Origin of the sequence: Pseudomonas turukhanskensis, assembly GCF_027922365.1 — a bacterium.
Classification (GTDB): Bacteria; Pseudomonadota; Gammaproteobacteria; order Pseudomonadales; family Pseudomonadaceae; genus Aquipseudomonas; species Aquipseudomonas turukhanskensis.
Map to the genome: position 1 here is coordinate 129,718 of NZ_BSFN01000008.1, position 13,327 is coordinate 143,044.

Sequence of the window (13,327 nt, forward strand, 5' to 3'; positions counted from 1 at the left end):
TAGGTACTTGGCACATAATGAGCAAACCCAAGTCGCTAACTCTTTTAATCGCGCTGGGCGGTAGCCTCTGTTTGACTCTGTTATTTATGGCCTTGACGTGGCAGGCCATAAATCAATGGGAGGCTCTTTGGCAGCATTCCCATCAGGCTGAGCAGGGCTTGATCTTGCCGGGTGATCAGCCGAATAGCCTTAAATCTGAGTCGACAGCACCACACGCTCAGGTAGAAGTAACAAGGGCTGAGATTGGCCGTACCGCCAAGCAGCACCTAAGCGATACACGGCAGCTGTTCGTTAGATGGTCGATTGCATGGCTGGCAGCTCTTGGCCTTATGTTGTTGATGTTTTGGGCCACTCGGTACAACACCCGACAATTGATGCTCATTCATCAGGCTGACCTACAGGATCGTCACCGAGAAAGTGAGCAAGCCCGTGAGTTGTTGGGATTGATTGCCTGGGCTCAGGCTGCATATATCCAGACGGATAATCAACGCGACAGTTTTAATGCATTGCTTAATCGCATTTTGGCCGTCACTGAAAGCCAGTTCGGTTTTATCGGTGAGGTGCTCCAAGATCAGCAAGGCCTGCCATACCTGCGCACTTATGCCATCAGCAATATCGCCTGGGATCAGGCCAGCGCTGATTTTTATTCTGAGCGTGCAGATCAGGGCATGGAGTTCCATAACCTCGATACATTGTTCGGGCGTGTGATTCGTGATGCCGTGGCGTTGATCAGTAATGCCCCCGGCGCAGATCCCCGGCGTGGTGGTTTACCGCCCGGACATCCGCCCTTGGATGCTTTCGCGGGGTTCCCGCTGTTCGCCAATGGTCAACTGGTCGGTATGTTGGGTATTGCAAACCGTCCAGGTGGTTATGTTGATGAATTCGCGGAACAGCTCAAGCCTCTTCTGGCAACGCTGGGGCAGCTGATTGAGGCGTTGCGCCGCGATATTCAGCGTCAGCAAACCCAGCAAAGTCTGCAGCGGCAACAACATGCGTTAAGCGCCCTTAACCAAATTGCTGCACTGGCTCATTTGGATAGTCAGCAGCAACTGCGTGCGGCGCTGCAACTGGGCGCTGAGTTCTATGGCACTCCACTGGGGCTCATCAGTCGGATTGAAGGCGAGGACTATCAAGTCCTGGCGCAGTTTTCTCCGTCGGGCACGCTACAAGATGGCCAGCACTTCAGTCTGGGCGAAACATACTGCAGCCTCACCCTAGCTGGCCGTGATGTATTGGCTATCGACCATATGGGCAGCAGCGAGTATGCGCACCATCCCTGTTACCCCGCGTTTAGTTTGGAAACCTATATCGGAACCGCAGTTGTAGTTAGTGATCGTGCCTTTGGTACGCTGGCGTTTTGCTCGGCTGAGCCTCGTAAAACGCCATTCGATGACGCCGAGCTGGAGTTTTTGCGTCTTTTTGCTCGCTGGGTTGGCGCCACGCTGGAGCGTCAACAGCAGGAGCAGGCCCGTCAGACCTTGCTGCAACGCTTGGATGAATCGCAGCGTATCGCTCGTCTCGGGCACTGGGAGGCCAACCTTGACGATGGCAGCCTGTATTGGTCCGCCCCTATCTATGAGATTTTCGGTTATGACCCCGAGCATTTCACCCCAAGCGTTGAGGGCTTCAAACGCTGTGTGCACCCTGAAGACGCTGCCATCGTCGAGGCATCCGAAGCTCGGGTAGGAGCGGGAGGTGAGCATAATGTTCGTCACCGCATCATTCGCCCGGATGGCGAGGTGCGTTGGGTGCAGGAATTAGCGCGGCTGCAACCCGACGCTGAGGGGCGTTTGGTGCGCTTGGTCGGCACCGTGCAGGATGTTACCGAGCAAGCCACAGCTGAGGCTACGCTCAAGAGCCAAAGTGAGCGCTTGCAGAGCATTATTGCAGGTACGCACATCGGCACCTGGGAATGGAACGTGCAGTCCGGTGCGACTGTGTTCAACGAACGCTGGGCGGAGATCATCGGCTATCAGCTGGATGAGCTTGCACCCATCGATATTAACACCTGGTTGAACCATGCCCACCCAGATGATCTGCAGCAGTCAGGTGAGTTGCTTCAGGCGCATTTTCGCGGTGAAACACCCTATTACGACTGCCAGTGTCGAATGCGTCACCGGGACGGACATTGGGTCTGGGTGCATGATCGCGGTCGAGTCGTCAGTTGGAGTGCCGATGGTCAGCCGCTGATGATGTATGGCACGCATGCCGACATCAGTGAAATGCGCCAACAGCAAGAAGCGGTTTATCAGGCGCGCGCCTTCCTGCAAGCAGTGCTCGACTCAGCCACAGGGGTCAGCGTGATTGCTACGGAGCCGGCTGGCCGGATTACCCTGTTCAATCGTGGTGCCGAACGTCTGCTCGGCTATAGCGCTGACGAGGTTGTTGGCCTGCATACGCCAGCACTGTTTCACCTTGGTGGTGAGGTTGAGCAGCGTGGCCTGCAGTTAAGCGAGCAACTGGGGCTGGCGATCAGCGGGTTTGAGGTATTTATCCATCAGGCCCGCAGCGGCGAACCCGAAACCCGGCAGTGGACCTACCAGTGCAAGGATGGTAGTCAGCGCCAAGTCAACCTGACCGTCAGTGCTATGTTCGATAAGCACGAGCAGATCACCGGATTTTTGGGTATCGCCAGTGATATCAGTGAGCTACAAGCCGCAACACGTTCGCTGCAGAAGAGTGAAAGCCGCTTTCGTGGCTTAGTCGCCAACCTGCCAGGCATGGTCTACCGGTGCGAGAATGATGCCGATTGGAGCATGCGTTATATGAGCGACGAGATCGTCCAGTTAACCGGCTATCCGGCCAGCGACTTTATCAATAACCGGGTTAGAACTTATGCCAGTGTGATCCACCCGGATGACCTGCATCTTACCTATCAGTCAGCCACCGCTATCGAGCGTCAAGAGGCGTTCGAGTTGACCTATCGGCTGCAGCACGCGGATGGCCACAGCGTATGGGTGCGAGAAAAAGGGCGCGGTGAATACGATCAGCAGGGTGCATTGCTGTGGGTGTCTGGGTTCGTCTGGGATATCAGTGACCGCAAAGCTGCCGAGGATGCTTTGCGCGTTAGCCAGCAGCGTTTCAGCGGGGCGTTCAATACCGCGCCTCAGGGTATGGCCATGGTGGGGTTGGATGGTCGCTGGCTTGAGGTCAACGATGCCCTCTGCCGTATGTTGGGTTATAACCGTGAAGAGCTTCTGCAGCTGGATTTCCAGCACATCACCCACCCCGATGACCTTGAGGCAGATCTGCAGCTTTTGCAGCGGCTGCTCAATGGCGAGATCAGCGACTACCAGCTGGAAAAACGATATCTGGATAAACAAGGGCGGGTGCTGTGGATTTTGCTAAGCGTCTCACTGGTGCGCGATCCATTGGGCCAGCCCTTACATTTCGTATCGCAAATTCAGAACTTCAGCGAGCGGGTCGCGGCTGAAAAAGCGCTTCGCGAACGTGAGGAATACCTCGGCACTCTGCTTGATAACGTTATTGACGCCATCATCACGATTAACCAGCAGGGGCTGATCGAGACCTTTAACCCAGCCGCTGAGCGCATATTCGGTTATCTCTTGGAGGACGTAAGAGGGCGAAGCGCCAAATTGCTCATGCCTGATGCTTATCAAGCCAAGCATGACGACGACCTGGCGCCTTATCTACAGATTGGCGTCGCGCGCATTTTGGGTAAAACCATAGAACTACCGGCCCAGCGGCATAGTGGTGAACAGTTTGTTATGGAACTGGCGGTGTCGCAGATTACCTATCAGGGCGAGCTTCGTTTTATTGCCGTGATCCGCGACATCAGCGAGCGCAAGCGCATCGAACAAATGAAAAATGAGTTTGTATCCACCGTCAGTCACGAGCTGCGCACGCCACTGACCGCTATTGCAGGTGCCCTGGGCCTGATAAACGGTGGCGCTTTGGGTGAGGTGCCTGTTGTGATGCAGGACATGCTGCGTATTGCTCAGGGTAATAGCCAGCGTCTTGGCGAATTGATCAATGACCTGCTGGATATGGACAAGCTCATAGCCGGCAAAATGACCTTCGATATGCGTCAGCAGCCCCTGCCAAAACTACTCGAAGCGGCTATTGAGCAGAACCAACCCTATGCCGAGCAGTACCGTGTCCAGTTGAAGTTACTTCAGCCAGCGGGTGATCTACAGGTGCGGGTAGACAGTCAGCGGTTGGGTCAGGTGTTGGCCAATCTGTTGTCCAATGCGGCCAAGTTTTCCCCAGAGGGCAGTGCCGTTGAGGTTGCAGTTGTCACCCGCAATGGTCATGCGCGAGTCAGTGTAAGCGACCAGGGATCTGGCATACCGCAAGCGTTTCGGTCGCGGATCTTCAGCAAGTTTTCTCAGGCGGATGCAACCGATACGCGGCAAAAAGGTGGCACCGGGTTGGGGCTGGCCATCAGCAAGCAGTTGATCGAGCAAATGGGTGGGCAGATCGGCTTCGACTCGGTAGAAGGTCAGGGCAGCACGTTCTGGATTGAACTGCCCGTGGAGCCTGACTTATGAGCGATCACAGCTCGCGCAGGTTGATCATGGGCATGTTGAGCAGCCTGGCCATGCTACTGATTCTTGGCCTGGGTGTGGAACTGCTGTTAAGGCAGTACAGCCTGCGTCAGCACGAACTTGAGCAGCAACGCCTGCTGGCCCATGCCTATGAAGTCCGTGCAGTATTACTGGCTGAACTCAACGCCACCCTGCATTTGGCTACCGGCCTGGCCAGCTACATTCCCGCCAAGCAAGGGCGCATCGATGAAGCTGAATTACAGCCCTGGCTGCGCGGCCTCTTTGAGCAGGGGCGGCATATTCGAAACATAGGCTTGGCGCCTGGCAACCGCATTGATTTTCTCTATCCGCTGGCAGGTAATGAATCTGCTCTGGGGCTTTATTACCCAGATATAGACGCGCAGTGGCCGGCAATCCAGCGAGTCATCGCCAGTCGTAAACCGCATCTGGTAGGGCCGCTCTCTTTGCTTCAGGGCGGCCAAGGGTTGATCTACCGAGTGCCTGTCTATCTCAATGACCAAAGTTACTGGGGGCTGATCAGCACCGTTATCGATTTCGACCAACTGGCCGCTGAAGTCGAGTCAATAGCCCGCAAGCGCGGTATAGCGGTGACAATTACGCCAGCAGGTCAAACAACTATACCAGCCAAGCAAGATGCGCTAGATCTCTCTGTTTCCTTGGCGGGCGCTCAGTGGCAACTTCAGGCAACGCCCCTGAACCCTGCAAAAAAAACCTTCACCGGGTTGCGCATGCTGGGCTGGGGGCTGGCTTTTACCGTGGCAGGGTTAATCGGTTTTGCTCTGCACACGCAGCAGCGCCGAGCCAACCTGTTGTTGGCACTTAATCAAAGTCAGCGAGATTTTCTTCAGGCTTTTGAATTAGCCCCGCAGGGAATGGTGTTGATGACGGCTGAAGGCGGGCTGCTTGTCGTGAACCAGGCATTTTGTCGGTTACTGCAATTACCACCAGAGCAACTGCTGCACCGCCCGCTTCACTCATTTTGCCCCCCCGCTGAGCATGAGGCGCTTTCTGCGCATGTGTCGGCTATTCGCCCAGGGCATAACAACAGTTGGTTTTTGACCTTGGTTGATGCGCAGCATCTGCAGATTCCGGTTGAGTGCAGTGCTGCGATTCTTGGCTCTCTGGGGGGGGCTGATGAGGTGCGCATTCTTCATGTGCAGGACATGCGTGAGCGGCTGCGGTTACAGCGTTTGCAGAGCGAGTTTACGGCCAGTGTCAGCCATGAATTACGCACGCCGCTGACTGCCATCGCTGGTGCGCTCGGGCTGATTAACGGTGGTGTGCTGGGAGAAGTGCCTCACGCCATGCAGCAATTGCTGCAAATCGCCCATGCCAACAGCCTGCGTTTGCAGGCGTTGATTGATGATTTACTGGATATGGAAAAGCTGATGGCCGGCAAGATTCGCGTTGAGCTGCGCGATCAGTGGTTATGGCCGTTGCTCGAAGAGGCAGTGGCGCATAATCAGCCCTATGCAGATCAATATCAGGTCTTGCTGCATCTGGTGGGGCCTCCCTGCAGTGTGCGCGTTGCGGTGGATGAGCAGCGCCTGGCCCAGGTGCTGGCTAATCTGCTATCCAATGCGGCCAAGTTTTCTCCGCCGGGTGCGCGGGTAAGCCTGTTGGTTGAGGAGCATGCCGATCAGGTTAGGGTCAGTGTCCAGGATCAAGGGGCGGGCATTGATGATGATTTTAAGGCCCGCATCTTCAGCAAGTTTTCCCAGGCAGATGCCAGTGATAGCCGACAGAAAGGCGGCACAGGTCTTGGCTTGGCGATTAGCAAGGAGTTGCTAGAACGCATGCATGGACGTATCGGTTTTGACTCCGTCAAAGGTCAGGGCAGTACCTTCTGGTTTGAACTCCCCCTCCATGCAACCTCGACGCAGCGGGCCAATTTATGAGCAAGCATCCGGGGCACCCTAAGACCCCTCTTAACGAGCCAGGTCGACTTGCAGCTCTGCTTGCATTCGAGCTGCTGGACACACCCGCCGAAGCCATGTTCGACAACATCACTGCATTGGCGGCGCAGATCTGTAATACCCCCATTGCGCTGATTTCACTGGTTGATGCCGAGCGCCAGTGGTTCAAGAGCCGTGTCGGGTTGGGGGCGACCGAGACACCACGGGAGCTGGCTTTCTGTGCCCATGCGATCAACCGTGACGAGCTTTTTGAAATCGAAAATGCGCTGCTCGACCCACGGTTTCGCGATAACCCTCTGGTCACCAGCGACCCTGATATTCGCTTCTATGCCGGTATGCCGCTCAGCGATGGGCATGGCCATAACCTAGGCACGTTATGTGTGATTGACCGGCAGCCGCGTCAACTTAATGAGCAGCAGCGTCAGAGTTTGAAACTGCTTGCGCAACAAACCGTACAACTCTTTGAGCTGCGCCTGCAGTCACGGCATCAGCGCGAGCAGGCCGCCGTGCACAAGGCCATGCTGGGCAGCGCGGGTACTGCGGTGCTGGTGGTTGATCCGGCGGGTTTGATCCAGCAGGCCAGCCTTGGTGTTGCAGGCTTGCTGGGTTACAGCGCAGATGGCCTGATCGGGCGAGAGCTTGAGTTGCTCCTGCCGCGTAATGGTCGCCAGTTGACCCGTGACCCACTGCGTTCAATACCCACTCAAGGCAGCAGCCAGAATCAGCTGCATGAAGTGCAGATGCGACATGCCTCTGGCCATGCCGTACCGGTGTTGTTGAACCTTTCCCCCATCTGCCTGGAGGATAATTTAGATCTAGGGTATCTGTGCATTGTTCATGATCTGAGTTATCGCGAAGAGGCGCTGCAACGCTTACAGCGGCTTACTGCTCAACTGCCAGGGGTGGTCTATCAGTTCCAACTGTTCGAAGACGGTCGCAGCTGCTTTCCCTATGCCAGCCAAGGCATTGAAAGCATCTACGGGCTTACGCCAGAGGCGGTTACGAACGATGCTACTGCCGTATTCGCCCGGATTGACCCGGATGATTTGCAGGCCGTGAGTGAAAGCATTGCCACCTCAGCCGCCAACCTTGAGCTATGGCATCAGGAATACCGGGTTCTCCACCCCTCTAAGGGGCTCATCTGGGTTGAAGGGCGTGCTGCACCACAGCGCTGCCCCGACGGCAGCGCCATGTGGCATGGCTTTATCAGCGACATCACCGAGCGCAAGCATCTTGAGCGGTTAAAGGATGAATTTGTGTCCACAGTCAGTCACGAGCTGCGCACACCGCTGACTTCTATTACGGGCTCGCTTGGGCTTATCAACGGTGGCGCCCTTGGCGCGGTGCCTGATGCCATCAAAGACATGCTGGCGATTGCGGAGGGCAACAGTCGCCGCTTACGTCAGTTGATTGATGATCTGTTGGATATGGACAAGCTGATTGCTGGGAAAATGAGCTTTGATCTGCAACCGATCAAGCTGGATGAGTTGTTGGCAGAGTGCGACGCCAGCCATCAGGGCTTCGCTCAGCATCTTGGCGTTCGCCTACTGCATTCTAATTGCCCAGACCTGCAGGTGCTGGCTGACGCTCAGCGTCTGCAACAGGTGCTGAGCAATCTGCTGTCAAATGCCCTTAAATTTTCTCCAGCACAAGGGGAAGTTCGCCTTTACAGCGAGCTTGAGGGGCACTCTGTGCGCATTCTGGTAAGTGACCAGGGACCTGGAATACCCGCGGATTTCACCGCTCGCATATTCAAGAAATTTACCCAGGCCGACGCGAGCGACAGCCGGCAAAAAGGTGGTACCGGTCTTGGCTTGGCCATCAGTAAAGAGCTTATAGAGCGCATGGGGGGCATTATTGGCTTTGTCAGTGAACCGCAACGGGGCAGTACGTTCTGGATTGAGCTGCCACTGCACCATCAGGAAGACGAATTATGAGTTCACTCGAAAGGCTCCTATCCCAGCGCCCGCGCATGATGCCGCTTGTGGTGCTGCTCTGCGGCTTGCTCGCAACGGCGGGAGCCTGGTATGGCCTGCGCGCCAGCCAGCAAGCAGCAGCTGAACTGCACTTTCAGCAGCTAGCCGACGAGGTGGTAGAAGCTGTTGAGAAGCGCATGAGTAATCATCGACAAATTTTGCTGGGCGGGGCTGGTTTGTTTGAGGCGAGTGAGTCGGTCAGCCGTGACGATTGGCGCCACTATGTGCAGCGTCTTGACCTGGAGACCAACTATCCCGGCATTCAGGGCGTGGGTTTTAGTCAGTTAATCCGGCCTGGCCAGTTGGCAGAATTTGAGGCTGCTGTGCGCAGCGAAGGGTTTGCTGATTTCTCTGTGCGCCCGCCAGGATCTCGTGATTTATACACCTCCATCCTGTTTCTGGAGCCGTTTAGCGGGCGTAATCTTGCGGCTTTCGGTTTTGATATGTACTCCGAACCCATGCGCAGAGCGGCCATGCGCCAAGCTGCAGAAACGGGTAAGGCACAACTCAGCGGTAAAGTGACGCTGATGCAAGAAACGGCAGGCCCCGCGCAGGCCGGGCTCCTGATGTACGTACCGGTTTACCGTTCAGGTGCGCAGCTAACTAACGCTAAAGAACGCTTCGACGCCTTACGTGGTTTTGTTTACAGCCCATACCGTGTCACCGATCTGATGAGCGGGATTCTTGACGGACGCAAGCTGCAGATTGATTTTGCCTTGTTCTCCGGGGCCAAAGCCGATCCCGAGCAACAGCTTTTCGTCAGCGATCCGCGTGTTGCCTCAGGCCAGGTGGCAATAAGGCAGGCATCACTTCAATTGTTCGGTCAGACCTGGACCTTTTCCTTCTACGCCCAGCCAGGGTTTTTCAAGCGCTTCCATCAGGGGCAGGACCTTCTCCTTCTTCTGGGCGGCATCATTAGTGTGCTGCTGTTTTTCCTCACCCGAACACTGGCTCAGGGTCAGCAGCAAGCACTCAAACTTGCCGGCGACATGACCGTTCAGTTACGCAACAGCGAGGTGCGGCTGCAACGTGTGCTTCAGGGGGGGCATGATGGCTGGTGGGACTTGGATATGCAGAGTGCAAGCTTTTATGCCTCGCCCCGCACATGGCAGATGCTTGGTTACCCCGAGGACGGCCCTCAGCCGCCTTTTGACGACTGGGCACAAATGATTCATCCCGACGATCTGCCTGTGTTGCAAGGCCTGCTGCAACCTTCGTCGGGTGAAACCGAGCAGTACCTGAACCATGAGTGCCGGTTATTGACGCACGATGGTCATAGCTTGCCGGTGCTGATACGGGCGCTAGTCCAATATTCAAGTAACGGGCAGATGATGCGTGCCAGTGGCACAGCCATGGATCTCAGCGAACAGAAACGCATTGAACAACTGAAGAACGATTTTGTTTCCACCGTCAGCCACGAACTGCGGACACCGTTGACGTCTATTTCAGGCTCGCTGGGTTTGGTTAATGGCGGTGCGTTAGGGGTTGTGCCTGACTCCATGCGGCCGATGCTGGAAATCGCTCAGCAGAACAGTCAGCGCCTTAGTCACCTGATTAACGACCTGTTGGACATGGACAAGCTAGCTGCAGGCAAGCTCAGTTTCGAACTGAGCAACCTCGCACTGGCCGCCGAGCTAGAGGAGGCCGTGAGTTGCAATCAGTCCTATGCCAGCCAGCATCAGATAGCACTGCACCTGGACCCTATACCGCTCCTCCAGGTTAGGGCTGATGCCCTGCGTTTGCAGCAGGTTTTGTCCAACTTTCTTTCAAATGCCATCAAGTTTTCCCCGTCCGGTGGTCAGGTTCGTCTGCATACGACGTTGCGTGATGGCCGTGTGCGGGTCAGCGTGACGGATCAAGGCAGTGGTATTCCCGAGAGTTTCCGCAGCCAAATCTTCCATAAGTTTTCTCAGGCCGAAAGTGGCGACCAGCGGCAGAAGGGCGGTACGGGGTTGGGGCTGGCCATCAGTAAGGAGCTGATTGAGCGCATGGGCGGTCACATCGGCTTTGACTCGCAGGAGGGGCATGGCAGCACCTTCTGGTTTGAGCTGCCAGTTTTAATGACCCACACGCCAGCCCCCGATTTACAACGGCCAACTATTTTGGTTATTGAGGATGAGGTCGATATTGCCCGGTTACTGCTAATGCTGCTTCAGGGGGCTGGCTACCGCGTATTACTGGCGCATAGTCTGGCCGCAGCCCGAGAGCTACTTGAGCGCGAACCGGTAGCCGCGATTACCTTGGATTTACGTCTGCCAGATGGCAATGGCGTGGAGTTCATTCAGGAGTTACACCGCAATCTAAGTGCCCGAGATCTACCTATCTTGGTTATCTCGGCTGCCAATGAACAAGGCCAGCTAAGCCTTCAGGGGGGGCTGCATGTGGTGGACTGGCTGGATAAGCCGATTGATCCCGCGCGGCTATTGGGCGGCCTGCGTAGGGCGCTTAGCGGTATGCATGAAAAGCCACGAGTTCTGCATGTTGAGGACGATGCCGACTTGCGCACGGTGATTGCCGAGCAGGGCCGCCACCTGGCGGAATTTATTGGCGTAGCCACGTTAAACGAAGCCCGTCAGCGTTTAATCGCCGGCAGTCTGGATTTGGTGTTACTGGATTTGAACTTGCCTGATGGTAATGGTCTTGAGCTTATAGAAGAGATTCACCAGCTTTGCCCTGGCCTACCGATAGTGGTCCTGTCCTCCACAGAGCTGTCAACGGAACAACTGAGCTGCGTTGAAGCAGCGCTCGCAAAGTCTAGAACAGAGGCTCAAGACTTCCTTGATATTCTGGCTCGACTGTTGCCGACCAAGGAGAATGGATATGCCTGACCTCAAACGAATTCTTCATGTCGAGGATGACCCATCCATCCAGGCAGTCGCCAAGGTGGCACTGGAAGCGGTCGGTGGCTTTACGGTGTTGAGCTGTAGTTGTGGTCAGGATGCCCTCGACCAAGTTCAAGGATTTGCTCCTGATTTCATTCTGCTGGATGTCATGATGCCGGGTATGGATGGCCCGCAAACACTTCAGGAACTTGGCAGGATGGTCGACATCACCCAGATCCCTGTTGCCTTTATGACGGCCAAGGTTCAGCCAAATGAGATAGAGCACTATCGCAGTCTTGGTGCGCGTGACGTCATCATCAAGCCTTTTGATCCGATGCAGCTGGCGACTCAAGTTCGTGCAATTTGGAGTCGGTCTCGTGGATAAACGGCAACAGCAAATGGCGGATTTGCAGGCGCATCTGCAACAACTGGGTGAGCAGTTCTCACAGCGATTACGCGAAGAACTACCGCAACTGGCTGATAAAGCCTTGCAGCTACAGGCATGCGCTGACCCGAGCGAGCAACTGCAACGTTTATCTGAGCTGCGCGATCAGTTACACAAACTGGCGGGCAGTGCTGGGACTTTTGGTTTCAGTGAGCTGGGTGCCCGTGCCAGGTTGCTGGAGCAGCAGACGCAACAATGGCTGAGCAGTTTGGAGCTTCAGCGGCAAGGTTTGCAGGGGCTGGTAAACGAACTACAGCAACTGGCTAGTGTTGAGCAGATTTCTCAAGCTTCAGTCGCACCAGTGCTAAAAACGCCCAGTGTTGGGGCTAATCGTGACGGTGCTTACAGGGTTTATATTCTCGAAGATGAGCTGAAGGTTGGCGAGGTTATCCGCTTAACACTCAATACATTCGGCTATCAGGCATCACATTTCCTAACCACCGCAGCCCTCGATGAGGCGTTGGTTGAACAGCTGCCGGACGCACTGATCATTGATGTTAATTTAGGCGACAGCCGACAGACTGGATTGGATTATGCCGCAGCATTGCAGCAGCGCTTAGAGCACTTATTACCGCTTCTGGTTCTCACCACCCAGAACGATTTTTACACCCAATTACAAGCTGCGCGCATTGGTGCAATGGGGTTCTTCAGCAAACCTGTTGACGTGGCCAAGCTGGAAAATCGCCTGGAGCGCTGTTTCAACCAGCAGAGTGGTGAGCCCTATCGAGTATTAATCGTTGACGATGATCGCGAGTTATCCAGTCGATACCGTTTGGTATTGAGTGGGGCCAACATGCTGGTTGAAGTCGTCAACGATCCTTTGCAATTGTTCGACGCTATGGCCCGCTTTCATCCTGAAGTGTTGGTGCTGGACGTCAACATGCCTGGGTGTTCTGGGCCGGAGCTTGCACAGGTGGTTCGCTTCAATGACGACTGGTTGCGTGTGCCGATCATTTATCTGTCCGCTGAAACCGATATCGCGCTTCAGATGAGCGTTTTAATCAGAGCGGGGGACGACTTTGTCACCAAGCCGATTTCAGATAACAGTCTGATAGCCACAGTTTTTGCCCGCGCCCAACGCGCTCGCCTACTCAGTAACGCACTCTCCCGCGATAGCCTGACCGGGTTGCTAAAGCATGCTGATATCAAGGAGCAAGTGGCTATCGAGCAAGAGCGTGCACTACGCAGTGGTAAACCAGCCAGCGTAGTAATGCTAGATATCGATCATTTCAAGAAAGTGAACGATACCCACGGACATGCTGTTGGCGACAATGTAATACGTGCACTTGCCAACTTGTTGCGCCAACGCTTGCGTCGAGTGGACAGCCTTGGACGTTACGGCGGGGAAGAGTTCATGGCTGTGCTGCCAGATTGTAATGGCGAGCAGGCTGTGAGCATTCTTGACGAAATTCGCCAGCAATTTTCAAGCATCAGCTTTGCTGGCGAACAATCGGATTTTCATGTGAGCCTCAGCGCTGGCGTTGCTTCTAGCCACGAGCGTACTGCTGATGAGCTAATGGAAATGGCTGATCGGGCCCTGTACGCAGCAAAGAACAATGGTCGCAATCAGGTACGCCTCGCAGATGACTGAGTGGACGGCGATGGACTCTTTTTTCATGTGCCAATGAGCGGGGATCTC

6 protein-coding genes are annotated in these 13,327 nt (G+C 55.3%); all 6 read left to right on the forward strand.

Annotation, left to right across the window (positions count from 1 at the left end; genetic code table 11):
• Window positions 1-17: 17 nt before the first annotated feature.
• The 6 genes from PKE98_RS15285 to PKE98_RS15310 are packed head-to-tail and all read left to right on the forward strand — an operon-like array spanning window position 18 to window position 13,279.
• Window positions 18-4,511 carry a PAS domain S-box protein gene (locus tag PKE98_RS15285; protein ID WP_271196169.1) on the forward strand — a complete coding sequence of 1,498 codons (4,494 nt, stop codon included), beginning with the start codon at window positions 18-20 and terminating at the stop codon, window positions 4,509-4,511.
• Window positions 4,508-6,427, forward strand: coding sequence for a sensor histidine kinase (locus PKE98_RS15290; RefSeq protein WP_271196170.1), 1,920 nt, complete (start codon window positions 4,508-4,510; stop codon window positions 6,425-6,427). Before PKE98_RS15285 ends, PKE98_RS15290 begins: the two co-directional genes overlap by 4 nt.
• Window positions 6,424-8,382: an ATP-binding protein gene (locus PKE98_RS15295; protein ID WP_271196171.1), complete on the forward strand. Its 1,959-nt coding sequence runs from the start codon at window positions 6,424-6,426 to the stop codon at window positions 8,380-8,382. The genes PKE98_RS15290 and PKE98_RS15295 overlap by 4 nt, the downstream gene beginning before the upstream one ends.
• A complete protein-coding gene (locus PKE98_RS15300) occupies window positions 8,379-11,249 on the forward strand; it encodes a CHASE domain-containing protein (RefSeq protein WP_271196172.1) in 2,871 nt (956 codons plus the stop codon). Before PKE98_RS15295 ends, PKE98_RS15300 begins: the two co-directional genes overlap by 4 nt.
• Complete coding sequence (locus tag PKE98_RS15305) at window positions 11,242-11,628, forward strand: response regulator (RefSeq protein ID WP_271196173.1); 387 nt, start codon at window positions 11,242-11,244, stop codon at window positions 11,626-11,628. Before PKE98_RS15300 ends, PKE98_RS15305 begins: the two co-directional genes overlap by 8 nt.
• Before the next feature lie 13 nt (window positions 11,629-11,641).
• A complete protein-coding gene (locus PKE98_RS15310; RefSeq protein WP_271196252.1) occupies window positions 11,642-13,279 on the forward strand; it encodes a diguanylate cyclase in 1,638 nt (545 codons plus the stop codon).
• The last annotated feature ends 48 nt before the right edge of the window (window positions 13,280-13,327 follow it).

What these genes read in the sequence shown, in the direction of transcription:
- PKE98_RS15285 (WP_271196169.1), top strand. Translation starts at nt 18, where the DNA reads ATGAGCAAACCCAAGTCGCTAACTCTTTTAATCGCGCTGGGCGGTAGC.
- PKE98_RS15290 (WP_271196170.1), top strand. Translation starts at nt 4,508, where the DNA reads ATGAGCGATCACAGCTCGCGCAGGTTGATCATGGGCATGTTGAGCAGC.
- PKE98_RS15295 (WP_271196171.1), top strand. Translation starts at nt 6,424, where the DNA reads ATGAGCAAGCATCCGGGGCACCCTAAGACCCCTCTTAACGAGCCAGGT.
- PKE98_RS15300 (WP_271196172.1), top strand. Translation starts at nt 8,379, where the DNA reads ATGAGTTCACTCGAAAGGCTCCTATCCCAGCGCCCGCGCATGATGCCG.
- PKE98_RS15305 (WP_271196173.1), top strand. Translation starts at nt 11,242, where the DNA reads ATGCCTGACCTCAAACGAATTCTTCATGTCGAGGATGACCCATCCATC.
- PKE98_RS15310 (WP_271196252.1), top strand. Translation starts at nt 11,642, where the DNA reads ATGGCGGATTTGCAGGCGCATCTGCAACAACTGGGTGAGCAGTTCTCA.